Consider the following 26,370-nt stretch of genomic DNA (forward strand, 5'->3'; position numbering starts at 1 on the left):
AAAATGCTTATATCAAGCTGATCTCTGTCCTATTTCTTTAATAATAGTTTAATCCTATTACTACAATAAATTAGCAATTTATATTTAGTTCATTAACAAGCGTATTTAAATTTACTAACTAGCTTAATTTTCATATTTATAACAATATCATTTATACTTATAGAAAACCTATTGGAGTATGATATTATGAGCACTTTTAAAACCATTATTTTTAGTTTAATTATAAGCGTATTGATATTTACGATAGTTGGTTGTCAAACAAATAGTAATCATTCATCTAATTATCAGAATAATGATCAAAAGCAGGTTGCAACATTGTTTATGCATGGGTATGGAGGAACGAATCATTCCGAAAAATATATGGTCAATCAAGCAGTAAATAAAGGTGTGACTAAGGATGTTGTTACAGCAAATGTTTCAACCAATGGAGAAGTTCAGTTTAGAGGCAATATCTCGAAGAGGTCAAACAATCCAATTATCAAAATATTATTTGAAGATAATAAAAATGGGGATGTAGCTCAAAATGCCAAAAATATTAAAAATGTACTCACTCAAATGAAAGAAAAATATCATATAGAGCATTATAATTTCGTAGCACATTCAATGGGGAATTTATCATTTGCTTACTTTATGAAATATTATGGAAATGACAATGAATTGCCTCAACTTCAAAAAGAAGTAAACATAGCTGGTACATATAATGGTGTTTTAAATTTAAATGAAAAAGTAAATGAAATATCTGTTGATAAAAACGGTAAACCGAGTAAAATGAACGCAAATTATAAAGAATTATTAGGTCTTAAAAATAGTTATAATCATAAAAATATAGAAGTGTTAAATATTTATGGTGACTTACAAGATGGTACACATTCAGATGGAAGTGTATCAAATAGTTCGTCACGCTCCTTAAAATATTTGTTAGGTGATAGTCCTAAAACTTATAGAGAATCTAAATATACAGGAAAAGAAGCGCAACACAGTGCGCTACATCATAATAGAGAAGTATCAGATGAAATCATAAAATTTTTGTGGGAATAAAGTGTCACAATAATAGTTGTCAAATTGTAACGCCAGACACGATGATTTTATTGTGAGGTGTTAGCGATGAGTTGAATTAATTCTAGTCTAGCTTCTTCTCCAAACACGTGAGGCATAATCATGATTTCATCTACATGATACGTTTCTATTAATTGAGTTAATTTTATTCGTACTTCATTAGGTAGGCCACTAATAACACGACGCTTGTTTTGTTCAATTTTTTTTAATTCACTCGAAGTATAATGACGGTGTTGCGCAGTAATAATTGATGGGTAAGATTTTGGTTGATTGAGATAATTGATACGCAAAAGCCATAAATGTAGGGCATCTAATAAATCAGCAACTTTATTAGACGTTTGAGCTGTAACTACAAATGTAGACAGAATAACATAAGGTTTCTTTGATTCTGATATGTCATTCAATTGATTGTATCGATGTCGATAATAGCTGATAAGATGATTAAGTTTATCTTGTGGTTGTCCCATATATGCAATTACAAAAGGTAACCCTTTTTGCGCAGCTAATTCTGCACTGCGTTTGCTCATTCCTAAAATAAACATATCAGGTGAGTCATCAATTTGAGGTGTTGCATATATAGACATATATCGATGCGGTTCATCATATTGGTTACTAAAGTAGTGTCGCAAATCATCTATTTGATTGTCTAGAGTGGGCTTTTTGCTTTTATACTCATTAAGCGCTTCATTTACTTGCTTAAAACTTGGTGAACGACCTAAACCCATATCTATTCTGTGAGGGTGACATGCTGACATTATTTTAAATTGTTCAGCCACTTTATAAGCACTATAATGAGGTAACATTACGCCACCACTACCAATCTTTATCGTTTGCGTATGTTCTAGTAACATCATCATTACAATTTCTGGTGCACTAGATGCGACCGAAAAAACATTATGATGTTCAGCAACCCAAAATCGTGTATAACCTAATTTCTCAGCAGTTTGAGCTAACGTTATACTATGCTTAAATGCATCGTGGGCATTGCTATTTTCAAAAATTGGAACATAATCTAAAATGCTTAATTTCAATTGTAAATATGCTCCTTTCAAAAGTAATAATAAGTTAGATAAATTGTATTAGTATTGTAAAATGAAGCCATCTATATTGCTATCTATTTGTTTATAATATTATACTTAGTTAAAACATTAGCATAGTTAAAGGTGGCGTTAAATCAATGAAAGTAATTGGATTTGAACAACCATTTCATTTATCAGAAGGCAATTTATTTAAAACTTACGCGTTAGATATTCCAAAACCAAAGGCACATGAATTATTAGTTAAAATACAATCTATCAGTGTTAATCCAGTAGATACGAAACAACGTTTGACGGAGGTATCAAAAGTACCTCGTGTATTAGGTTTTGACGCAGTCGGTTATGTTGAATCTGTTGGAAGCGACGTTCGTATGTTTGAGGAAGGTGACATTGTATATTATTCTGGCTCACCCGATCAAAATGGATCAAACGCAACATATCAAATCATTGATGAAAGATTAGTTGCTAAGGCGCCTCAAAATATTAGCTTCGAGCAAGCTGCAAGTTTACCATTGACTGGTATAACTGCATCCGAGACATTGTTTGATGTATTTGGCATTTCACATAATCCTGAAGAAAATAAAGGGAAATCATTGTTAATCATTAATGGGGCAGGAGGTGTAGGTAGTATTGCGACACAAATTGCTAAGGCTTATGGTCTACACGTTATAACGACTGCATCACGTGACGAAACCATTCATTGGACTAAGGACATGGGTGCTGACATTGTCCTCAATCACAAAGAATATTTAGTTAAGCAATTTAAAGCGCAAGGCATTGAATTAGTAGATTACGTCTTTTGTACATTCGATACAGATATGTATTATGACACAATGATTGGATTAGTGAAGCCAAGAGGTCATATTGCAACGATAGTAGCATTTCAAAATAAACAAGATTTAAATGCTTTGAAACCTAAAAGTTTAACTTTCTCACATGAATTTATGTTTGCAAGACCATTGAATCAAACGGATGATATGATTAGACATCATGAATATTTAGAAGATATTACTAAGAAAATTGAGCAACATGTATATAAACCAACTACAACGAGAGTAATAGAGGGCTTAACGGCTGATAACCTATATCAAGCACATCAATTATTAGAATCAAATTCAATGATTGGTAAATTAGTTATTCGTCTAACGCAATAACTTAAATATATAAATAATTTAATTGTAATAGAAATATGAATAATTGGCGTTTATTCCTGTTGAAAAAGGCAATAGGTATAAACGTCATTTTATTTTGACCAAAATTGAATAAACAATATTTGTTGAAAGGAGTATATGATGCGAAAAAAGTCGATTAGTTTAGTGTTTTGGACAGCATTAGCTATTTGTACACTATTTGTTATATACGGTGCTATTTTTCCTAAACAATTAGAGATAGGAACCCAAAACATTACTACATTTATAGCGAAGCATTTCTCATGGTACTACTTATTGCTAGTTTTACTTATATTCTTTGTCTGCGTCTATTTATTATTTTCAAGATATGCGTCGATTACACTTGGTGAAGAAGGTGAAGATCCTGAATTTTCTCTTCCATCATGGTTTGCTATGTTATTTAGTGCTGGTATGGGGATTGGATTGGTATTTTGGACTACTGCTGAACCGATCAGTCATGCGTTTACGTTAACGCCTATACATAAAGCAGGTAGTCAGACGGCTATTAATGATGCCTTTCAATTTGCATTCTTCCATTGGGGTGTACATGCATGGGCTGTATATGGAATTGTGGCTTTAGTCTTTGCATACTTTAGTTTCCATAAAGGATATCCTGGCTTAGTAAGTGCAACACTAGTCCCTATATTTGGTGAAAAATCTATGAAGGGACCTTTAGGTGGCGCAATTGATGTGTTAGCTGTTATTGCAACAGTTACTGGCGTTGCAGCAACACTTGGGTTTGGGGCGCTTCAAATCAATGAAGGCTTAAATTTCCTGTTTAATATCCCTAATAATTTTGGTACTCAGGTTATATTAATTATTATTGCGACAGCTTTGTTTACTTGGTCAGCATGGTCTGGTATAGATAAAGGAATTAAAACACTCAGCAACGTAAATATGCTATTAGCATTTATTGTATTAATAGGATTATTTATAGTGGGGCCAACACTTTATATCCTAAACACATTTACAAATGGATTAGGTAATTATATCTTTAATTTCTTTAATATGAGCTTACGTATTCCAATGAATGGTGGAGAAAAATTCCAATGGCTTCAAAACTGGACTATTTTCTATTGGGCCTGGTGGGTATCATGGGCACCCTTCGTCGGTATCTTTATAGCAAGAGTTTCAAGAGGACGTACGATTAAAGAATTTATTCTCGGTGTATTATTTGTTCCAGCACTTGTATGTTTCTTTTTCTTTGCAGTTTTCGGCGCATCAGCGGTGTATTTACAAGATAAAGGTATTGCTAATATTGCAAAAGAAGCAACAGAAACAGCAACCTTTGCTACTTTAGAACATTATCCACTAGGATTTATTTTAAGTATTGTCACTTTAGTCGTAATTATGATTTTCTTTGTGACATCAGCAGATTCAGCAACCTATGTATTAGGCATGTTAAGTTCAAAAGGTGATATTAATCCAGCCTCATTTGTCAAAGTAAGTTGGGGTATAATACTAGCATTATTTGCCATGATTATGATTTATACCGGTGGTACACAAGCAATTCAAAACTTACTTATTATAGCCGCTTTACCCTTTTCAGTTGTCATAATATTAATGATTTGGTCATTATTTAAATCGTTAAGTATAGATCATCCAAGAACGTCTAATAAATTTCCAAATATATTGCAGTATAAAACGTCGAAGCAAAAAGAAATAAAAAAATAGGAATGAAATATATGTTTTCACTGTGCTAAATTTGGGAATACTCTTTGTAGAAAGTAAAAATTTAATAAATATTTAAATAATTATATTAATAATTTTGAATTAATGTTTTGAATAATATTTATAGGGTATTAATTCGTATACAATAATTCAACAATAACTTAGGAGGTGCGTACGAGGTGAAAAGACTAAAAAACTTTATCCTCGGCCTATTAATAGTTGCTATTGTTGGATTCCTATTGTTTATGTACATAAAAGATAGTCGAATAACAAAATATCAAGACTACTTCCTACAATTCAATTGGTTCCAACCACTATTAATTGGTTTGGCTGCATTACTTATATTGATAGGCTTAATATTAGTATTCAGCATATTTAAACCAACATATAGAAAACCAGGATTATACAAAGATTATGATGATGGTCATATTTATGTATCTCGTAAAGCAGTCGAAAAATCAGCTTACGATACAATTACTAAATACGATCAAGTAAGACAACCTAACGTTGTTGCGAAACTTTATAATAAGAAAAATAAATCTTACATCGATATTAAGGCTGACTTCTTAGTACCTAATGATGTACAAGTTAAGTCTTTAACTGAAAGTATTCGTTCAGACATTAAACATAATGTTGAGCATTTTACTGAATTACCAGTTAGAAAACTTGAAGTGAATGTCAGAGATCAAAAAACAGCTGGCCAACGCGTTCTGTAAGGGAGGGATAACATGGCTGATAATAATAATCAAAATGGACAAGATGGAAGTCAACAAATCATTGACTTTATTAAATCTTACAAATGGCGAATCATTGGTTTCTTTGCATTTTTAATTATAGCAATCTTATTCCTAACTTTAGGATTTTGGAAAACAATTTTAGTTATCGTATTATGTTTAATCGGAATCGGTGTTGGGTATATTAAAGACCGTACACAGGATTTCATGAATTTTTTAAATAGATGGAGTTAACCTATTTATTTGAGAACACATTATTAAAAGACTAAAAAATAATATATAGATAAAAGGAGAATGTAATATGTCAGTAGAAAACAATAATAACAAAGCTAAACAAGCGTATAACAATCAAACAGGAGTTAATGAAAAAGAAAGAGAAGAACAACAAAAACAAGCAGAACAATACAGACAACAAAATGAACAACAACAATTTGAAAACAAATTAACATTTTCAGATGAAGTTGTTGAAAAAATCGCAGGCATCGCAGCTCGTGAAGTTAAAGGTATCTTAGATATGAAAGGCGGTTTCGCTGATAACTTCACTAATGCATTTTCAAGTGGTAACAACGTAACAACAGGTGTTTCTGTTGAAGTTGGCGAAAAACAAGCAGCAATTGACTTAAAAGTAATTTTAGAATATGGTGAATCTGCACCAAAAATCTTCCGTAAAGTTACTGACTTAGTTAAAGAACAAGTTAAATACATCACTGGCTTAGAAGTAGTAGAAGTGAACATGCAAGTAGATGATGTGATGACTAAAAAAGAATGGCAACAAAAAAACGAAAAAAATAATAACAACAACAATAACAATTCTGAAAGATCAGGATTACAATAAGTATAAATTTAACCCTTTAGGTTGTGTTCACATCCTAAAGGGTTTTTTGTATCATTTTATTTGTTCAAACGATTGGTCATTTTATTTATGTAATGGATTACTTACTTTAATGTAAGTATAGTGATGTGCTTCATCCTCTAAACGCATTGTAGTCACGCATTTATAATCTATAACTTCATCAAACATGACTTTTTTAATTTGAGATATGCGATTTGTGTCAACGTTTGTTAATTGATTTAGAATATGATGAATGATATTTCCAACACTATTCCATAATGTAGCTTCAAACTTGTCGTCATCGATAAACTTAGAAACGGTCAATATAAGTTCACCTATATGATTTTGAACAGTCGAGTAAAATACTTTATTAAATACTGTAGTTTTAGAATCGGTTAGTATTCTAGATTTTTCGTGAAAATGCTCAGTCACATAACCAGCTTCATTTAATTGTTGTTCATCGATTCGTAAACCTTCAAAGTCACGAATATATATGGTACGCAATCGGCCATCAGTATTAAATGTTGCAATTGAATTTTGTAAATGTGCTTCTAATGCAATACCATATTTCACATATAAAGGCATGACGATACCCAACAGTTGAGAAATATAGTCGGTTAGCCATTCGTGTGCTGCAACGTCTAAACTATCCTTTACATAATTCGTTTTATAGCGCTGAATTAAACTGATTATCGGCGGTTCTTCATTATTTTTATAAGTAGCCACTAAACTCGATGGAATAATAGGCACACTATCATTGTCTATTAGATTATAAATATTATCTCTAAAAAGGGTCCCTAATTGTTCACTACGATCTGTTTGTATAGCCTCAGCGTCATTTGAATTATAAAAGTGAATGCCAGCAAATTCATTTAAAATACCAGTTCTATAGTATGTGAAATCTGCATCTTGTTCTAGAATGTCATTTAAAATACGAGTCACTAAAGGACCATTGTGTGTGGTCTGTTCAGATAAAGTTCTAATTTCACCAGTAATATGCACATTAGTAGATAATTTGATATGTGGCAAAGTTACAGGATATTTTGGCATTAATGTTCTGAATGATAATCCAGCATAATATGGCAGTTCTACGTTTAATGGAATCATTAAATGATGCTTTAATTCTTCTTCGTATTGATGTAGTAATATATTATGAAACTGCCATGGGTGGACAATCATCAAATCATAATCATCTAGATTACTAAAACCAGTACATTCATTTTCAATGCGTTGATAGAGTTCTGGAAAGTGGGATTTTAGTTCATCATTATACGTAAGCGATAACGTTTTTGTTTTAGCAATACTTTGATGAATTAGTACACATTTTAAATTAATTTCTTTATTATATTCAGAACTATATTTAATATTTTCATTAGCATTTAGCCCTTTACGTAATTTAGCACCAGGATGAAGCGGATGACCTTCGATAACAGCCTGCTCCGAACGTAAATAACTATCTTGTTCATTAAAAATAATGTCCAATAATGGTTCGTTTGCATGTTGCATCTCATAAGCTTGATAAGCAAGTGCTAACGCCATGTTTGCAACACTATTCTCCATATCATCCTTAAATTGTGAACTTGCTTCATTATCTAACGCTGGATTTTCTTTTAAAATGCTAGCCAATATTTCATTTGGATGCAATATACGACAAAATTGGTTACTATGTTTAGCGCGATAATAAAACGGGCCTTCAACATCCACACGTCCAAAAGCATGTTTACCAGTAATACGTGCAAAGATATATTTATCCTCTTGTGGAAAATACACGCGCATCATTTGGTGTTGTCCATCGATGGGACAGTCTTCGATATCATTGGACCACATGATGACACTATTTGATTGAGCGTTAACTAAATTCTCTCTGTAGAGTGATGTAATTAAACGTTGTGAGATTTTATCTCGTGCAATGAGTAACTCATTTTTAAAGTAGCTAACTAAGTGGGGTAACGCTTGTTCTAAATAGTTTAACGCGCCTAATTCTTCCTCAGTTAACTGTATGTTTTTATTATGTATTGAAATTAAATGATTCATATGGCACCTCAAATTCATTTTACAAAAATCTAAAACATTTGTATAATCCATAATATCGATAATGATATTCATTATCAATTATAAATATTATTATAAATAAGTAGGTGGAATACTGTGGCGAAATTTTTCTTCTCTAGTTCCTTTTTATTATTTCTAGGGAATTGGATAGGACAAATTGGCTTGAATTGGTATGTGCTTACTAGTTATCATAACGCAGTCTATTTAGGATTGGTTAATTTTTGCCGACTCGTACCGATTTTGTTATTAAGTGTCTGGGCTGGCGCTATTGCAGACAAGTTTGACAGAGGGAAATTACTTAAAATAACTATTTCATCCTCATTTATAGTGACAGGCATACTATGTGCTTGTACGTTTCTATTAGCTAAAGTTCCAATTAGTATCATTCTGATTTATGCGACACTTAGAGGTATGATTAATGCGACGGAAACACCAATAAGACAGGCTGTATTACCTGATTTATCTAGTCGATTAAATACGAGTCAAGCTGTTTCATATCATTCTTTCATCATCAACATTTGTCGTTCAATCGGTCCAGCGATTGCAGGACTTATTTTATCTATTTACCATGCACCGGCTACCTTTCTTGCTCAAACGGCATGTTACTGCATTGCGACACTTTTATGTTTGCCATTAACGTTTAAGAATGAAAGTGAGATAAGTAAAGCGGGCAAGGCGTTTTCTTTTAATGTTGTTTGGGAATACTTTAAGAATAATATGCAAGCTTCAAGAATATTCATTACTTCATTAATCATAATGGCTACAGGTTTTTCATATACGACATTAGTCCCAGTATTAGTACATGATATATTTCCAGGTCGTTCAGAAATATTTGGCATATCAATGACTTTTTGTGCCATAGGTGGTATGCTAGCCACACTTTTACTACCTATGATTTTGAAAAAGTTAAATACCGTTCATATGTATTATTTAAGTTCTTGTCTATTTGGCATAGCACTATTAGGTGTCATCATACATCAGATTATGGTCATGTTCATTTGTATGGCACTTGTAGGTTTATTTAGTCAATTCGCGAGAACGTCAAATCGAATTTACTTTCAAGAGGATATAACACCTGAGCATCGTGGAAAAATATTAAGTATCGTAATGATGGACAGAGGAATGATACCATTAGGAAGTTTACTATTAACAACTTTATCAGAAATTATGGGTGCTATTAATACATTCATCGTAATGGGAGTATTTACTTTTATAATTGCATTCATAGCATATATGATGCAAAGACCAATTAAAGTGGAGGAGTAACATATGATTCAAAACGCATGGCAAAATGCGGACACCAATATTCAATATCGCATTTTAAATGCATTGATCAAAGAAAGCATTTGGCCTGAACAAACCATAATAACAACTCAAAATCATCAATTAACTATACAATATCATGGGTGTATACTATCTACTCATTTTAATCGTAAAAGTATGATGTCACGATATGACTTTGAAGGTCCAATTACATACCAATGTGGTAATGAAAATAAAACAATCACTGAGGTAGAAAAATTATTAAGTGTTTTAAAACATCAATTTGATATTGATATACAACAACAACTTATTAATGAAATTATACATAGTAGGGATAGCTTTGTTGAGATTTATAAGCAATTCGATCAACGGCAACATAACGTGCAATCAAGTATGCAGTTCTCTTGTATGCCGACCACATTAAATTTCTTTGCATGGTTACAGCATTTAAGTGATTCCAATGAGATTAATGATTTATTATATTCGGAAAGTTTAGTATTGGAAGGACATCCAACGCATCCACTTACTAAAACCAAACTGCCATTAACTATGGATGAAGTTAAAATGTATTCGCCTGAATTTGAAAAAGTCATTCCATTAAAAATAATGTTATTACATAAAGATTGTGCTCAGGCGACAAGTATTGATGCTACTGAAGACTTTATATTAAGAGAAGTTATTCCAGAATATCAAATAAGGCTAAGAAAATATGCACAATCGATACAAATTTCATTAGAAGACTATTACGTCATATTGGTACATCCGTGGCAATACAACCATACCATTTATGATAAGTTTTCAAATTGGATAGCGCACAAATTATTAGTCACGACACCATTCGAAGTCGATTCTAAAGCCACATTATCATTTAGAACGATGTCTTTAATTAATAAACCTTATCACGTAAAACTACCTGTTAATGTACAAGCGACAAGTGCTGTCAGAACCGTTTCAAGTGTAACAACAGTGGATGGACCAAAGTTGAGCAAGTCTCTACACAATGTCTTAAACCAGTATTCACAACTAAACGTTGCCATCGAGCCATATGGATTGTGTGCTAAAACAAATGACGATGACGCGAGACAATTGGCATGTATCATAAGAGAAAAACCTTACATAGCAAATAATGGTGTGACAATTGTTACTGGTGCATTGGTTAACCCAAATCCAATTGATCAACACATCACAGTTGATAGTTATATTGAGTGGGTTAATGGTGAAGTAAATAAAAGTGGCATCATAACGTTTATGGAAAATTATAGTCGACAACTTATTACACCTTTACTCAATTTAATACAAGACTACGGCATAGCCTTAGAAGCACATATGCAAAATACGATAGTAAATTTGGGCCCGAATTTTCAAATGAATTTTATTGTACGAGATTTAGGTGGCTCTCGAATAGACTTAAACACACTTACACATAAAATGAATAATATACAAATAACAAATCAAAGTTTATTAGCCCAAACAATTGAGGAAGTCATTGCTAAATTTCAGCATGCGGTTATACAAAATCAGTTAGCTGAATTAATACATCATTTTTCAAAAAAAGAAAATATTACAGAAGCGGAATTGTTTCATATAGTCCGAAAAGAAGTCGAAGTCGCTATTAATGATCATAAGCCACATGCCCAAGCATTAAGAGAGGTGCTGTTTGGTCCAACGATTACTGTAAAAGCTTTATTGCGCATGCGCATGACCAATAGAGTGAAAAAATATTTAAATATACAACTTGAGAACCCAATTCGAAAAGAGGTGTAATAAGTGGCTCAAATCAATATAAACTTATCTAAAATTGAATATAATGCAGAAGCGTTGAGAACATTATTAGAAGAGAATGATATACATTTAACTCCAGTCATCAAATGCATTGCCGGTGACAGTCGCATTATTGAAACATTAATTCAATCAGGGATTACACATTTTGCAGAATCCAGACTTGAGAATATAAATGAAAACTTCCAGGATCAATGCAATTATCTACTTTTAAGACCAACATCTAAGAAACACTATACGCAACTTGTCGAAACAATAAAAATAAGTATGCAAACAGAAATTGAAACGATTAGAGAAATTAATGACATCGCTAAAAGTTTAAATAAAAAACATCAAATTATGCTGATGATAGATTGGAAAGATAGACGTGAAGGCGTAATTACCTACGATGTATTAAACTATATAGAAGAAATTATAAAAATGACTCAAATTCAGTTAGTAGGTATCGCTTTTAATTTTATGTGTTTTAAATCATCCGCACCAACTGAGGACGATATATTTAAAATAAATCAATTCGTTGATGCTATTGAAAATAATTTAGGATTTAGACTGAAAGTTATATCCGGCGGTAACTCAAGTATGATTCCTCAATTAATGTATAACGATTTGGGGAGAATTAACGAATTAAGGATAGGTGAAGCCCTGTTTAGAGGTGTTGATACGACAACTTATCAATCTATTCCGATGTTATTTCAAAATGCCATTACATTAGAAGCGGAAATATTGGAGATTAAGCCACGATTATCAGACAATAACCAATGCTATCTACAAGCTATAGTAGATATAGGCTATGTTGATACAGATATTGACAAAATTAAACCGATAAAAAATGATGTTAATATTGTCGGCGCATCAAGTGACCATCTTATGATTAACTTAAATAATCAAGATTACTATAAAATTGGTGATGTTATTGAATTCTCATTGGAATATGAGGCACTTTCTCAAGTCATGTACCATAATCGTATGACAAAGAACTATTTAAAGGATCATTATATTCATTCTTTGAAAAATCAAATGAATCATTCTCCAATACTGACACATAAATAAGAATGGGACATAAATAATATAACGAAGCAATTTTGCAAATTCGCAGTAGCTGACTGGACTAAGAAGGCGCTTGAATCAAGCTTTTCACAGTTCTAGTCATCCTTGCGGGTGGGGCCCCAGCAAAGAGAATTTCATCAAGAAATTCTACAAGCAAAGCAAGCTGGGAGTGGACGACGAATTTAAAAAGAATTCTGTCCCACTCCCGATATCGAAACATTATGCAATAGATTAATTAGCCTTTAATTTAGAATTATATTTCTGATTAATGGCTTTTTAATTTATGCTTATATACCTATATTTTATTGTTAATTAAAATTCCAATAATTTTTTATAAAAAAATTAAAAAATATCCCAAACGATATTGACATTGATAATCGTTATCAATAAACTATGTATTGTAAACCTATACATATTAAGGAGTGGAATTCATGAAAGGCTTTAAGTTTGCAGGGATAGTCGCATTACTATTTGCATTAGTATTAGTTACTGCATGTGGTAATGTTAGTAATAATGGGTCAGACGATTCAAATAGTAAATCGTCATCTAAAGACGCAATTAAAATTAAACATGAATTAGGTACTACAGAAGTTCCTAAAGATGCTAAGCGTGTAGTAGCTTTGGAATTTTCGTTCGTAGATGCATTGGCAGCACTTAATGTTAAACCAGTAGGGGTTGCTGATGATAATAAACCAAATCGTATTATTAAGCCATTAAAAGATAGAATTGGTGATTACAAATCTGTTGGTACTCGTAAACAACCTAATTTGGAAGAAATCAGTAAATTGAAACCAGATTTAATTATTGCGGATAGTAACCGACATAAAGGTATTTACAAAGAATTAAGTAAAATTGCGCCGACAATAGAATTAAAAAGCTTTGATGGTGACTATAACGATAATATAGAAGCGTTTAAAACGGTCGCTAAAGCTTTAAATCAAGAAGATGAAGGTAAAAAACGTTTAGAAGAACATAAAGAAAAATTAGCTAAATACAAAGATGAGATTCAATTTGATAAAAATGAAAAAGTGTTACCAGCAGTAGCGTCTAAGTCTGGATTATTAGCGCATCCAAGTGAATCTTATGTAGGTCAATTCCTAACTCAACTTGGCTTTAAAGAAGCATTAAATAAAGATGTTACTAAAGGTTTAAGTAAATATTTACAAGGACCTTATTTACAACTCAATGCTGAAACGTTAAAAGATGTTAATCCAGAACGTATGTTTATAATGACTGATGGTGCAAGTCCTAAAGAACCATCTTATCAAGAAATGAAAAAAGATCCAGTTTGGGATACATTAGATGCGGTTAAACATAATCGTGTAAGTATTGTTAGCCGAGATACTTGGGCTAGAGCTCGTGGTTTGATATCTTCTGAAGAAATGGCTAAAGAACTTGTTGAAATTTCTAAAAAAGACAAAGAAAAGTAAGGTGGCTAAGCGATGACTATTAGATCAACTGATAGTCAATCTGCTATAGATAAAGCAAATAAGAGACGCACTACACTCACATTTATTGTGAGTGGGTGCTTTCTTTTTATTTTTGCATATTTTAATTTAGCGATTGGCTCTTCTGAAATTCATGCAAAACATATTTTCGAATACTTTTTTACGTCTACGGATAATAAACAAACATTTCTTATTCATAATGTAAGAATGCCTAGAATGATTGGCGGTTTATTGATTGGTGGTGCATTGGCTTTAGCAGGTCTATTAATGCAGGCAATCACTAGAAATCCACTCGCATCGCCTCAAATATTTGGAGTTAATTCTGGCGCATCGTTTGTCATAGTACTAATTACCATATTAATACCTGCATTTGGAAATTATGCTACGTACTTGGCATTTATAGGTGCATTTATTGGTGGATTAACTGTCTATGTATTATCCGGATCTACGAAAAAAATAACACCAATTAAATTGGCCCTTGCAGGAATGGCAATTCATTTGTTTTTCAGTAGTTTAACGCAAGGCATCATCATTTTAAATGAAGATTCTAATACTACCGTTATGTTCTGGTTAGTAGGTTCATTAAATGGATTGAAATGGACTGCAGTCTTGTCAGTTATGCCTTGGCTCATATTAGCGCTTATCATAACGATGTTATTAGGCCGTCAATTAACCATAATGGAATTAGGAGACGATATAGCGAAAGGATTAGGCCAGAAGACTCAGCTTATCAGAATTATAGTTGGCCTACTAGTCATCGTACTAGCAGGCGCGTCTGTTTCAATAGCAGGGCCCATTGGATTCATTGGCTTAATTGTCCCTCATATAGTTAAACGCTATATAAGCAAAGATTACTTCTTAATGGTGCCATTAACATTTCTAATTGGTGCAGATTTATTATTGCTATCAGATATGTTAAGTCGACTTATAACATTCCCTTATGAATCACCAGTTGGTATAGTTACATCATTTGTTGGAGCAATCTATTTCTTATTAATAACTTTAAAAGGGGTGAAACGAATATGACAAAACGACAATTATCTATTCGTTATGCCATTGTAATTACTTGTTTAATTGCAAGTGTCTTTGTAAGTTTATGTGTTGGTTCAACAATGTATAGCCCGTTAAAAGCATTTCACAGTGTTTTAAGTTTGGATGATTTTATACTTAATGAATATCGTATTCCAAGAACGTTATTGGGGTTAGTTGTAGGAAGTAGTCTGGCTATTTCTGGAGCAGTGATTCAAGGTGTAGTTAGAAATCCACTTGCATCTCCGGATGTAATCGGAATAACTAAAGGTGCAAGTTTAGCAGCAATTATTGTAATTATGTTATTTCCTTCTGCACCACTATTAGTATTACCAATTGGTTCGTTTATAGGTGCATTATTAATCAGTTTAATTTTGTCATTTTTGATTTCTAAATATAATATTAAAGGATCAACATTGGCTTTGATAGGTTTAGCTATCGGTGCGATATGTACAGCTGTGGTTCAATTTTTACTTATTAGAAATCCTATGGATGCTAATAATGCTTTAGTTTGGTTAACAGGTAGTTTATACGGTCATACAATTGATAATTTTTATTCAATCCTACCTTGGTTTATTATTACTTTACCATTCGTATTAGGTTTGAGTTATCAATTAGATATTTTAAATTTAGGCGAACATATTGCTACAGCACTTGGTGCAAGGGTACAAAGACTTAAGATGATTTTACTTATTTTGTCAGTAATGTTAGCGGGTGCTTCTATCTCAGTTGTTGGTGGAATTAGCTTCCTAGGTTTAATTGCACCCCATATTGCTCGATCAATTGTAGGACAGCGATATTTTCATGTAGTAATCATGTCTGGTTTGATAGGTGCGATTTTAATTTTATTCAGTGATGGATTGGCTAGAGGTATTCACCCACCATTAGATATACCTGTTGGTGTTATCATTGCCATCATTGGTGTTCCTTATTTCTTATTTTTATTAAGAAGAATATAATGAAGTTAAAGAGCTGATTTTCCTCTAATTAAAGGTGGAGATTTAGCTCTTTTCATATTGCATCTCTATTAAAAATAAGATATAGTATTAAACATATTATTCATAAAAATGCATATATTCTTATATTTATATATAATTATAAGTCTGTTAGTAATATAAATACATAATTAATGAATATAAAAACATCAATTATGAGAGAGAAAGAGGTTATAAATGGTGGAAGGATATACGAAGCAACAAATTGCTAAAGGTAGAGCGAAGTTTATAACAATGTCTATTATTGGAATTATACTTTTCTTAATTCCTATTCCGGTTACGCAAGATGGTGAAAAACAAACGACATTACCTGTAGCTTTTTTAGCGAATTGGTTAAAAGGTCTACTAGGAGATGTAATGCCTATCATCATCATTACTATTATTACATTGTCTGCAATATTAACACTTTTATACTCCACTCTATTTAGAAGTAAGGTTAAGCCTGGTGGATTACTAGATAGTGCATTTAAAGTCGGTCCAGTTTGGTTGACATTAAGATTATTGGCAGTTGTCTTTGTCTGGATGACTTATTTTAAGTTAGGGTCAAAAGTGATTTATTCAGAAGATACAGGTGGATTAGTGTTTAACGACCTATTACCAACGTTAGTTGCAGTATTTTTATTCGCTGCACTATTTCTACCGTTCTTAATGGAATATGGATTGTTGGAATTTTTAGGGCCTTTATTTAGACCAATTATGAGACCTTTATTTACATTACCTGGACGTTCGACAGTAGATAATCTTGCTTCATTTATAGGCGATGGAACTGTAGGTGTGCTTATTACAAGTCGACAATATGAAAGAGGTATTTACTCTAGAAGGGAATCAATAGTGATTTCGACTACATTTAGTGTAGTTTCTATCACTTTTGCAATTGTTATCGCAGAAACGGTTGGACTGCAACATAAGTTTTTTGCTTTTTACTTAACAGTAATCGTTTCGTGTTTTGTAGCAGCTATGATTATGCCTCGTATTTGGCCATTGAACCAAATACCCGATGAATTTACGAAAGAAGTTTCTGAAAATACTAGATTAGAAAAATTACCTGAAGGTAAAACGGCGATAGGCTATGGTTTTGAAGAGGCGACGATTGTTGGTTTGAAGGCACCAGGATTTAAAGAATTTTGGAAATCAGGTTTAAAAACTGTCATAGATATGTGGTTTGTTATCCTTCCAGTTGTTATGAGTATAGGAACACTTGCAACGATGATTGCTAACTATACACCGGTATTCTCAATTATTGGACAACCATTTATTCCGATTCTTGAATTATTGCAAATACCAGAGGCAGCTAAAGCTTCTGAAACTTTATTAATTGGTTTTGCGGATATGTTCTTACCTTCAATACTCATCGCTGATGCACATAGTGAAATTACGAGATTTGTCATAGGTGCATTAAGTATTTCTCAATTAATATATTTATCAGAAGTTGGTGGTGTAATACTTGGTTCTAAAATACCAGTTAGCTTAGGTAAACTATTTATGATTTTCTTAATCAGAACTGCTATCACTTTACCGATTATTGCATTGATGGCCCACTTATTGTTATAACAACAATTTAGGCAATGAAGATTTATGTTGGAAATATTGATCCTATTCATCCAACGTAACTTCATTGCCTTCTTTTTAATTTAAGGTAGCTAATACATTAGCTTTGACAATTTCACTATTTATAACTGGAGATGTTTCGGCTGATGTTTTACCTCTATTTTGATGTGCTTCTTTAAATGCATCACTTTTAGTCCATGCTTCGAAATCTTTTTCAGTTTCCCACCACGTATTGACATACATATCTTCACTGTCACTGTCTCGTTCAACTTTCCAAACTTCAATTTTATGGAAACCATGTAATGCTTCAATTTTTCCACCTTTAGTAAATCTTGGTGACATTTTTTCAGCGAACCCTTTTTTTACAGTAATTCTATTCGTTACTACAAACATTTTTTAACCTCCTTATTCTTAAGCATAGTGTAATTAATAACTCGCAAAATAAAAAGTAATTAATTATTAAATGTCTAGGTATATAAAAACTGCCAACTACATTTAATGCGTTGACAGTGAAATGTTACATATAACTTTGCGAAAGAAATTGTATTATATAATTACTTAGTTAATTCATTATAAACTTTTTGGTCATTGTGCGTATAAATAATGTATTCATGATCATCTGTATCAATAATCACTCTATTCGTTTTACCAAAAGTAGAACCAATACGTGAAATATTTTTAGAGTCTAAATCTGGAACGGCATGAATTTCTTGGTCTTGTGAGATATTTTTAATGTCACTAGTAGGGATTTTAATATCTGCTACTCTCCATTGAATTCTAACTTCATTATTATCTTTCTTTACAGTCATTGCCATTAAAGAACACATCCTTTATGTTATTTATGTCTATATCATATATCAGCATGTAATCGTTTTCAAGTATTAATGCTATACTTTTTTATTTTGTGATACACTATTTACTTAAACCGAAAATATGTTCGTATTTTAGCGCATTTTGTGTTAGAATGTTCTCTATAAAGGAGAAGGTATATGACAGGCAAAACTCACGTATCTGCTGGTTTGCTAGTGGGTGCATTAACAACCGAACACTTTCAAACTGATTTGTTCTCTACTGTTACTGTATTATGTTTAGCAGTGGTTTCAAGTTTGCTTCCAGATATTTGTCATACTGGAAGTAAGATTGGTAGGAAATTAAAGTTGCTAAGCATAATCATTAGGCTTTTATTTGGTCACAGGACATTCACTCACTCATTATTATTTATTGGTATCATTGGATTCCTCCTTAATTTAATTCAAACTCCTATATACTATTTGTTTTCCATTATCGGTGGTATGGCGTCTCATGTTATACTAGATATGTTAACGCCAAGAGGAGTAAAGTTACTTTATCCGATTCCTCTAACTATTAAGTTCCCATTCACCTTTAAAACAGGCGGCTTAGTTGATGTATCACTGGCTACTGCATTAAGTATTGGCGCATTATACATATTATTCCAAACGTTTATTAATGATTTATTACAATATATAAGCCAGTCCATTTTAGGGTAATACTAAATTATTATGGGTATGAATACATATTGAATTCATCACAAGGAGAGTTAAAATGTTAGATCAAAATCAATTAAAGAAATATAATCAAGAGCATTTGAGTGAATATGAAAAGCTAATGAGTAGTAATGAAAAAGAAAAATTAGAAGCTAAAGTGAATGATTTAGATTTAGAAAGTATTCAGCAATTATTTAAAGATTTATATATAAATCGTCAATCGATTTCAGACGTATCAACAGTTTCAGAAGTGAAATATCAGCGCAAGTCAGACTTGACGGATCAAGAAGTAGCTAAATATGAACATAAAGGATTAGAAGCAATAAGAAACGGTGAATTTGCAGTACTTTTGATGGCTGGTGGCCAAGGTACTCGATTAGGTTATAAAGGACCTAAAGGTTCTTTTGAAATAAAAGGTATTAGTTTATTTGAACTACAAGCACAACAATTACTTAAACTTAAAAAAGAAACGGGTCATTTAATTAATTGGTATATCATGACTAGTGATATTAATCATGAAGAAACGTTAACGTATTTTGAACAACACGATTATTTTGGCTATAATCCTGATAATATACATTTCTTCAAACAAGATAATATGGTTGCGTTAAGTGAAGAAGGACGTCTTATTCTGAATGAACAAGGTTATATTATGGAGACGCCAAATGGTAATGGCGGTGTATTTAAATCATTAGATAAGAATGGCTTTTTAGATAAAATGGCAACTGATGGTGTGAAATATATTTTCTTAAATAATATTGACAATGTATTAGTTAAAGTTTTAAATCCACTGTTTGCAGGATATACAGTAGTACATGATTGTGATGTAACATCTAAATCAATTCAACCTAAAGATGGTGAAAGTGTTGGACGTTTAGTAAATCAAAATAGTAAAGATACAGTACTTGAATACTCTGAATTAGATGAAGAAGTAGCAAATACGTTTAATAATGCAAATATTGGTATTCATGCCTTTAAAGTTGGATTTATTAAACAAGTAGTAAATAATGACTTACCATATCATTTAGCAGTGAAAAATCTAAAACAATTAGATGAAGATTTTGGTGTTGTTGAAAAACCAACTTTAAAATTTGAACTGTTCTATTTTGATATTTTTAGATATGCAACTAGTTTTAACACGTTACAAGTTAATAGAGAAGATGAATTCTCTCCACTTAAAAATAAAGAAGGTAAAGATAGTGTTGAAACTGCTACATCAGATTTAGAACGTATGAATTTAATTTAAAGGGTGGTGGTGTTAGATGTCTAACTCATCTAAGAAAACAAAAAGTGCTGTTGTTGAATCTTTTAAAGACATCATCCCGCTATCTTTTGGTGAAGAAATAGGTAATGCAGTATCACATGGTGTTGCTGCGTTGATTATACTTTTTTTACTTCCTTATGCGGCAGTACACAGTTATATAGCCCATGGAACGTTGAGCTCAATCAGTGTTTCAATATTTGTAATTAGCATTTTTATGATGTTTATCTCATCTACAATATATCATTCAATGAAGAACAATACTGCACATAAATACATATTGAGAATCATAGATCATAGTATGATTTATGTTGCAATTTCTGGGACGTATACGCCCGTTCTATTAACTGTTGTAGGCGGATGGATAGGTTGGTTAGTGTTTATATTATTATGGGGTACCACAGTCTGGGGAATATTATATAAATCTATCTCTGAAAATGTGAATCCAAAGTTAAGTTTAATTGTATATCTTGTGATGGGATGGGTTGGTATTATTTTTCTTCCTATTATTATTATGCGTACGTCATGGATGTTCATTCTATTTATAGTGTTAGGCGGTTTATCATATACGATAGGGGCTTGGTTTTATGCGCAAAAAAATCGTCCTTATTTCCATATGATTTGGCATATATTTATCGTTATCGCTTCAATGTTCCACTTTATTGCAATACTTTATTTTATATAGAGAAACTAAAAAATAAGGTTGATGATTTTATCGGTCATCAGTCTTATTTTTATTTTAAAGTGATTATTATATTGCGTCTGAATAAATCTAACGATTATTCTATTAAAGAATCTAAAAAGATAAAAAAGGAGGAAAATTGTTCATGAACTTAAAATCTATAGGTATTGTTGTTACATTAGTTTTAACTATGTTTATGGCTGCAATTGAAAGTTCAATTATTTCATTAGCTATGCCTACAATAAGAACAGATTTAAATGCTGGAGCATCAATATCATTAGTATTTACAGTTTATTTTATTGCGCTGGTAGTAGCTAATCCGATTGTTGGTGAATTATTAACACGTTTTAAAATTCTTTATATTGCAATGGTAGGTTTATTATTATTTGGTATAGGTAGTTTAATGTCAGGAATGAGTAGCACATTTGTTATGCTCATCATCTCAAGAATCGTCCAAGGATTAGGAGCGGGGGTTATGATGTCGTTAACTCAAATTGTTCCTAAATTAGCTTTTGAAATACCATTTAGATACAAAATTATGGGTATAGTTGGAAGTGTATGGGGGATATCTAGCATTATCGGACCATTGCTAGGTGGAGCTATTTTAGAGTTTGCAACATGGCATTGGCTATTTTTCATAAATATCCCGATAGCGGTTATTGCAATTATTTTAGCATTTGTTACGTTTCATTTTCCTGAGGAAGCGGAAGTTAAAGCATCTAGCTTTGATGTCAGAGGACTTACATTATTTTATGTGTTCATAGCTTTATTTATGTTTGGTTTATTATATAAGTCATCAATAGTATTAAATGTGATTGCTTTAGTGTTAGCATTTATATTCATATTTATTTTATTCAAATTTGAAAGCACAATCAAAAATCCATTCATACCTATTTCAGAGTTCAATCGTTCAGTCTCATTAGTATTTGTTACGGACCTCTTAATAGCGATGACTTTAATGGGATACAATTTATATATACCGATTTACTTACAAGATCATCTACATCTCTCTCCACTTCAAAGTGGATTGGTTATATTCCCATTGTCAGTAGCTTGGCTAGTTTTAAATTTTAATTTAGCGAAAGTTGAAGCTAATTTAACGCGTAAGGCATTATACATCACTGCATTCACTTTATTATTAATCAGTAGTATCATACTAATGTTTGGTTTGAAAATGCCATTATTAATTGCAGCAACTGTAATACTCGCTGGACTAAGCTTTGGTTTTGTTTACACTAAAGATAGTGTCATCGTTCAAGAAGAAACAAATCCGAGACATATGAAGAAAATGATGTCCTTTTATGCATTAACCAAAAATTTAGGGTCATCAATAGGTTCAACTGTAATGGGGTATTTGTACGCTATGTCAATAGGGTTTATAAATGGTCATTTTTATAATATTTTACTTGCAGCTGCATTAGTGAGTATCTTACTCATCATCATGTGGTCAACGCTTTATAAATCCAAGGCATAGCATATTAAAGTTTTAACATAAACTAAATGTGATGTATTATTAAGTTCTTTTAATATCGCGCTTTAAATTTTATAATACGTTTTATAAATGATAAAATAGCCGTGTGAAACAAAGGAGGGCAAAAGATGAAGTTTTTTAAAAATAATTATAAAAATATTTTATCTACTTTATTTGTCCTCACTATCTTTATTATTTCAGGTGCTATTTTTTTAATGTTTTTAGGATTTGGTTTATTTGGTTTAAGTCGAATCCTAATTTTTTTTAACTTAGGAGACTTTACCTATAATAAAAATTTAGTAGATAATTTAGTTTATTATGGAAGTTATATCGTTTTTGGTTACTTCATTTTATTTGCCATTGAACATTTAATGGACTACTTTAGAAAGCAATTGCCTAACAATCCATATTTTAGTGGTAGTATGTTTCATTTGATTTCTTATGTCGTAACAACGATACTCTTCTATTTTATAATTCATATACACTACGTTTATATAAAAATTGACTTTTGGGTCATCGCAGTCATCATAGGGCTATTATATATATTTAAAATTATATTTTATCCAGATAGTGAGAATCTTAATAACAAGAAAGAGTAAGCATTTAGTTTGCTTGGCGTACTAAAGTTTGGTTGAATATAACAATGTCTTTGAATTAAAAGGAGTTTTTATATGGCGAATATAGAAGTATCCACAAAAAAACGGAACCTCATTGTTGCAGTAATGTTATTAAGTGCATTTATAGCTATTTTAAATCAAACTTTATTAAATACTGCTTTACCGCATATTATGAGGGAACTAAATACATCTGAAAATACTGCCCAATGGTTGGTAACTGGTTTTATGTTAGTTAATGGGACAATGATTCCGTTGACTGCATACTTAATGGATAGAATTAAAACTAAGCCATTATACTTAGTTTCTATGGGAATCTTCCTTATTGGATCTATTGTTGCTGCTATTGCACCTAACTTTGGTGTTTTAATGTTTGCCAGAGTGATACAAGCAATCGGTGCTGGAATTATTATGCCGCTCATGCAGTTTACGTTATTTACTTTATTTTCTAAAGAAAAGCGTGGTTTTGCAATGGGCTTAGCTGGCTTAGTTATCCAATTTGCACCAGCGATAGGTCCTACTTTTTCAGGCTTAATTATAGATAATACGAGTTGGAGAGTCCCATTCATTATCGTTGTAGGCATTGCACTTATAGGTTATATCTTTGGTGCTATTACATTATCTAGTTACAATGAAACTAAAAAAACAGCATTAGATAAACGATCAGTTATTTATTCAACGTTAGGATTTGGATTGATGCTTTATGCATTTAGTAGTGCAGGCAATCTTGGATTCACTCATCCAATTGTTATCTTTTCATTTACAATTGGAATGTTAATTGTTGTTGCGTTTGTAAGAAGACAATTATATATAACTAATCCGTTGTTAAATCTCCGAGTTTTCAAAAGTAAAATTTTCACTTTCAGTACTATTACTTCAATGATTGTCATGATGTCAATGGTAGGTCCGGCACTTTTGATTCCATTGTTCGTTCAAAACGGTCTTGGTCTTAGTGCCTTCATGTCTGGATTGGTCATAATGCCAGGGGCTATTTTAAACGGTATAATGTCTGTTTACACTGGAAAAATTTACGATAAATATGGACCTAGACTTTTAATCCTAATTGGATTTATCGTGCTCATTATAACTACTGCCTTGTTGAGTTTCTTAAAATATGATTCATCTTATACCATGTTAGTTATCGTGTATGCAATAAGAATGTTTGCTGTTTCACTATTGATGATGCCAATTAATACAGCAGGTATTAACGCACTTAAAAATGAAGACATTTCGCATGGTACTGCCATCATGAACTTTGGCCGTGTTATGGCTGGCTCACTTGGAACGGCCTTAATGGTAACTATTATGAGTATTGGGGCTAAATTACTAAGTCAAAGTTCATCTATAAGTGCCAATCATGAAATCGCACAAAGACAAAGTGTTGCAGCAGGTGTTGATTTATCATTTGCAATAGTAACTGGATTAGTGATTGTTGGTTTCATCTTCTCTCTATTTATTAAAGAAGAAAGACACTACATTAAAAAAACAACGAATACGCGTGATATATAACGATTAGATAATGATAGAAGTTAGTCTTCATATATTGAGCTAACTTCTTTTTTTATATATCTAAAAAATATATACTAATTTAGAAAGTCAATACATATTAATATTTGTTATTATATAGATATAAAGAATGCTAAGGGGGATTTACATTGTTAACGGTAGATCAAGTGAAAGAAATAGTCGGAGCATTAAAAGATCCGATAATAAATGTACCACTTAAAGAAACAGATGGCATCATCGAAGTAACTACAAAAGAAGAAATAGAACACGTTAGTGTTAAAGTGGCAATGGCGCAACTAGGTGGACAACCACAATTAGATTTACAAATGGCAATAGTAAAAGCGCTAAAAGAAAATGGGGCTAACACTGTTGGGATACGATTTGAAGAGTTACCTGCCGAAACGGTAGAACAATATACAGGTAAAAAAGAAGAACAACCAAAAACTATAGAGGGATTATTATCTAAAGATAATCCAGTAGAATTTATAGCGATTGCTTCAGGTAAAGGTGGCGTAGGTAAATCGACAGTTGCAGTAAACCTAGCAGTTGCTTTAGCACGAGAAGGCAAACGTGTTGGTTTAGTAGACGCTGATATCTATGGATTTAGTGTACCTGATATGATGGGTATTGACGAGAAACCGGGAGTCCAAGGTAAAGAAATAATTCCCGTTGAACGCCATGGTGTAAAAGTGATATCAATGGCATTTTTCGTAGAAGAGAATGCGCCGGTTATATGGCGCGGACCGATGCTAGGCAAAATGTTAACTAATTTCTTTGTAGAAGTGAAATGGGGAGAACTTGACTATTTACTATTAGACTTGCCACCAGGTACAGGTGATGTAGCTTTAGATGTTCATTCAATGTTACCAAGTAGTAAAGAAATCATTGTAACTACGCCTCATCCGACAGCAGCATTTGTAGCTGCAAGAGCAGGAGCGATGGCTAAACATACTGAACACTCTATCTTAGGTGTCATTGAAAATATGAGCTATTTCGAAAGTAAAGAAACTGGTAATAAAGAATATGTCTTTGGTAAAGGTGGCGGACGTAAATTAGCAGATGAATTAAATACGCAGCTACTAGGTGAATTACCATTAGAACAACCTACATGGAATCCTAAAGATTTCTCACCATCTATTTATCAAGCTGATGATCGATTAGGAAAAATTTATACGTCTATTGCTCAAAAAGTGATAGCATCTACAATTAAAAAATAAAATCCTATTTAGTGTAAAATTAGCGCATGGAAATTCAGATTTTCATGCGTTTTTCTATTGCAAAATATTTTGAATCTGATAGAATAATTTCTTGTGAGCAACAATGAAACTTGAATATAACAAAGACAAAAATTAGTTCAAAAAAAGTGTTGACTTAACTATTCAAACTTGATATTATATAAAAGTCGTCGAAAACGGAATGTTAATTCCTTACAAAGTTTGTTAAAATGGTGTAAAACTTACCATTGCAAAACAAAAAAAGATGACTTAAAATAATAAAAGTAATCAACAAAAGTTGTTGACTTTCTAAAAAGAATGTTATACAATTAAGAAGTTAGTTTAAAAATGAACATTGAAAACTGAATGACAATATGTCAACGTTAATTCCAAAATAGTAACTTAAATGTTACAAACACTATTTAGTATTATGAGCTAATCAAACATCATAAATTTT

24 protein-coding genes are annotated in these 26,370 nt (G+C 31.9%); 20 read left to right on the forward strand and 4 right to left on the reverse strand.

Annotated features, from left to right (window positions below):
* Nucleotides 1–186 precede the first annotated feature (186 nt).
* Nucleotides 187–1,038 carry an alpha/beta hydrolase gene (locus KA858_RS02950; protein ID WP_210134970.1) on the forward strand — a complete coding sequence of 284 codons (852 nt, stop codon included), beginning with the start codon at nucleotides 187–189 and terminating at the stop codon, nucleotides 1,036–1,038.
* Nucleotides 1,039–1,085: 47 nt separating this feature from the next.
* On the opposite strand, the gene KA858_RS02955 is transcribed toward KA858_RS02950, so the two are convergent.
* Nucleotides 1,086–2,087 carry an LLM class flavin-dependent oxidoreductase gene (locus tag KA858_RS02955; protein WP_210134971.1) on the reverse strand — a complete coding sequence of 334 codons (1,002 nt, stop codon included), beginning with the start codon at nucleotides 2,085–2,087 and terminating at the stop codon, nucleotides 1,086–1,088.
* Between the two features lie 146 nt (nucleotides 2,088–2,233).
* Between KA858_RS02955 and KA858_RS02960 the strand changes: the two genes are divergently transcribed.
* From KA858_RS02960 to KA858_RS02980, 5 genes are all read left to right on the forward strand, one after another.
* Nucleotides 2,234–3,247: a zinc-binding alcohol dehydrogenase family protein gene (locus KA858_RS02960; protein ID WP_210134972.1), complete on the forward strand. Its 1,014-nt coding sequence runs from the start codon at nucleotides 2,234–2,236 to the stop codon at nucleotides 3,245–3,247.
* A gap of 138 nt (nucleotides 3,248–3,385) precedes the next feature.
* On the forward strand, nucleotides 3,386–4,936 hold the full coding sequence (locus KA858_RS02965; RefSeq protein WP_107628926.1) for a BCCT family transporter: 1,551 nt from the start codon (nucleotides 3,386–3,388) through the stop codon (nucleotides 4,934–4,936).
* A 176-nt stretch (nucleotides 4,937–5,112) separates the two neighbouring features.
* Nucleotides 5,113–5,649, forward strand: coding sequence for an alkaline shock response membrane anchor protein AmaP (gene amaP / locus KA858_RS02970; RefSeq protein WP_053028533.1), 537 nt, complete (start codon nucleotides 5,113–5,115; stop codon nucleotides 5,647–5,649).
* A gap of 12 nt (nucleotides 5,650–5,661) precedes the next feature.
* A complete protein-coding gene (locus tag KA858_RS02975) occupies nucleotides 5,662–5,901 on the forward strand; it encodes a DUF2273 domain-containing protein (RefSeq protein ID WP_053028532.1) in 240 nt (79 codons plus the stop codon).
* A gap of 67 nt (nucleotides 5,902–5,968) precedes the next feature.
* Nucleotides 5,969–6,502, forward strand: a complete 534-nt coding sequence (locus KA858_RS02980) for an Asp23/Gls24 family envelope stress response protein (protein ID WP_053028531.1) — start codon at nucleotides 5,969–5,971, stop codon at nucleotides 6,500–6,502.
* A gap of 81 nt (nucleotides 6,503–6,583) precedes the next feature.
* Here the strand turns inward: KA858_RS02980 and KA858_RS02985 are convergent, their stop codons facing one another.
* The gene (locus KA858_RS02985; RefSeq protein WP_210134973.1) at nucleotides 6,584–8,533 is read right to left on the reverse strand and encodes an IucA/IucC family protein; all 1,950 of its coding nucleotides are present in this window, start codon (nucleotides 8,531–8,533) and stop codon (nucleotides 6,584–6,586) included.
* 114 nt (nucleotides 8,534–8,647) lie between these two features.
* On the opposite strand from KA858_RS02985, the gene KA858_RS02990 reads away from it, so the two are divergent.
* From KA858_RS02990 to KA858_RS03020, 7 genes are all read left to right on the forward strand, one after another.
* Nucleotides 8,648–9,817: an MFS transporter gene (locus tag KA858_RS02990; RefSeq protein WP_210134974.1), complete on the forward strand. Its 1,170-nt coding sequence runs from the start codon at nucleotides 8,648–8,650 to the stop codon at nucleotides 9,815–9,817.
* A 3-nt stretch (nucleotides 9,818–9,820) separates the two neighbouring features.
* On the forward strand, nucleotides 9,821–11,578 hold the full coding sequence (locus KA858_RS02995; RefSeq protein ID WP_210134975.1) for an IucA/IucC family protein: 1,758 nt from the start codon (nucleotides 9,821–9,823) through the stop codon (nucleotides 11,576–11,578).
* 3 nt (nucleotides 11,579–11,581) lie between these two features.
* Nucleotides 11,582–12,643 (forward strand): alanine/ornithine racemase family PLP-dependent enzyme, encoded by a 1,062-nt coding sequence (locus KA858_RS03000; protein ID WP_210134976.1) that lies wholly within the window; start codon nucleotides 11,582–11,584, stop codon nucleotides 12,641–12,643.
* Nucleotides 12,644–13,071: 428 nt separating this feature from the next.
* Nucleotides 13,072–14,070: an ABC transporter substrate-binding protein gene (locus tag KA858_RS03005; RefSeq protein ID WP_210134977.1), complete on the forward strand. Its 999-nt coding sequence runs from the start codon at nucleotides 13,072–13,074 to the stop codon at nucleotides 14,068–14,070.
* A 12-nt stretch (nucleotides 14,071–14,082) separates the two neighbouring features.
* Entirely contained in the window at nucleotides 14,083–15,114 is a 1,032-nt protein-coding gene (locus KA858_RS03010; protein ID WP_210134978.1) for a FecCD family ABC transporter permease, read from the forward strand.
* The gene (locus KA858_RS03015; protein ID WP_107628918.1) at nucleotides 15,111–16,076 is read left to right on the forward strand and encodes a FecCD family ABC transporter permease; all 966 of its coding nucleotides are present in this window, start codon (nucleotides 15,111–15,113) and stop codon (nucleotides 16,074–16,076) included. Before KA858_RS03010 ends, KA858_RS03015 begins: the two co-directional genes overlap by 4 nt.
* A gap of 213 nt (nucleotides 16,077–16,289) precedes the next feature.
* Nucleotides 16,290–17,663 carry a YjiH family protein gene (locus KA858_RS03020; protein ID WP_245342020.1) on the forward strand — a complete coding sequence of 458 codons (1,374 nt, stop codon included), beginning with the start codon at nucleotides 16,290–16,292 and terminating at the stop codon, nucleotides 17,661–17,663.
* A 75-nt stretch (nucleotides 17,664–17,738) separates the two neighbouring features.
* Here the strand turns inward: KA858_RS03020 and KA858_RS03025 are convergent, their stop codons facing one another.
* Nucleotides 17,739–18,053 carry a heme oxygenase gene (locus KA858_RS03025; protein ID WP_210134979.1) on the reverse strand — a complete coding sequence of 105 codons (315 nt, stop codon included), beginning with the start codon at nucleotides 18,051–18,053 and terminating at the stop codon, nucleotides 17,739–17,741.
* Between the two features lie 161 nt (nucleotides 18,054–18,214).
* The gene (locus KA858_RS03030; protein WP_053028522.1) at nucleotides 18,215–18,475 is read right to left on the reverse strand and encodes a SunI/YnzG family protein; all 261 of its coding nucleotides are present in this window, start codon (nucleotides 18,473–18,475) and stop codon (nucleotides 18,215–18,217) included.
* Nucleotides 18,476–18,649: 174 nt separating this feature from the next.
* Here KA858_RS03030 and KA858_RS03035 point away from each other — a divergent pair, with 174 nt between their 5' ends.
* The 7 genes from KA858_RS03035 to KA858_RS03065 all read left to right on the forward strand — a co-directional run bounded on the left by KA858_RS03035 (nucleotide 18,650) and on the right by KA858_RS03065 (nucleotide 25,916).
* The gene (locus tag KA858_RS03035) at nucleotides 18,650–19,168 is read left to right on the forward strand and encodes a metal-dependent hydrolase (protein WP_210134980.1); all 519 of its coding nucleotides are present in this window, start codon (nucleotides 18,650–18,652) and stop codon (nucleotides 19,166–19,168) included.
* A 55-nt stretch (nucleotides 19,169–19,223) separates the two neighbouring features.
* Nucleotides 19,224–20,411, forward strand: a complete 1,188-nt coding sequence (locus KA858_RS03040) for a UTP--glucose-1-phosphate uridylyltransferase (protein ID WP_210134981.1) — start codon at nucleotides 19,224–19,226, stop codon at nucleotides 20,409–20,411.
* A 16-nt stretch (nucleotides 20,412–20,427) separates the two neighbouring features.
* Nucleotides 20,428–21,111: a PAQR family membrane homeostasis protein TrhA gene (trhA, locus tag KA858_RS03045; RefSeq protein ID WP_210134982.1), complete on the forward strand. Its 684-nt coding sequence runs from the start codon at nucleotides 20,428–20,430 to the stop codon at nucleotides 21,109–21,111.
* 142 nt (nucleotides 21,112–21,253) lie between these two features.
* The gene (gene sdrM, locus KA858_RS03050; protein WP_210134983.1) at nucleotides 21,254–22,582 is read left to right on the forward strand and encodes a multidrug efflux MFS transporter SdrM; all 1,329 of its coding nucleotides are present in this window, start codon (nucleotides 21,254–21,256) and stop codon (nucleotides 22,580–22,582) included.
* Nucleotides 22,583–22,707: 125 nt separating this feature from the next.
* Nucleotides 22,708–23,178 carry a SepA family multidrug efflux transporter gene (locus tag KA858_RS03055; RefSeq protein ID WP_053028517.1) on the forward strand — a complete coding sequence of 157 codons (471 nt, stop codon included), beginning with the start codon at nucleotides 22,708–22,710 and terminating at the stop codon, nucleotides 23,176–23,178.
* Between the two features lie 72 nt (nucleotides 23,179–23,250).
* Nucleotides 23,251–24,702, forward strand: coding sequence for an MDR family MFS transporter (locus KA858_RS03060; protein ID WP_210134984.1), 1,452 nt, complete (start codon nucleotides 23,251–23,253; stop codon nucleotides 24,700–24,702).
* A 146-nt stretch (nucleotides 24,703–24,848) separates the two neighbouring features.
* Nucleotides 24,849–25,916, forward strand: coding sequence for a P-loop NTPase (locus tag KA858_RS03065; protein WP_053028515.1), 1,068 nt, complete (start codon nucleotides 24,849–24,851; stop codon nucleotides 25,914–25,916).
* The last annotated feature ends 454 nt before the right edge of the window (nucleotides 25,917–26,370 follow it).

This window comes from Staphylococcus sp. GDX8P80P, assembly GCF_017893095.1.
Taxonomy (GTDB): domain Bacteria; phylum Bacillota; class Bacilli; order Staphylococcales; family Staphylococcaceae; genus Staphylococcus; species Staphylococcus borealis.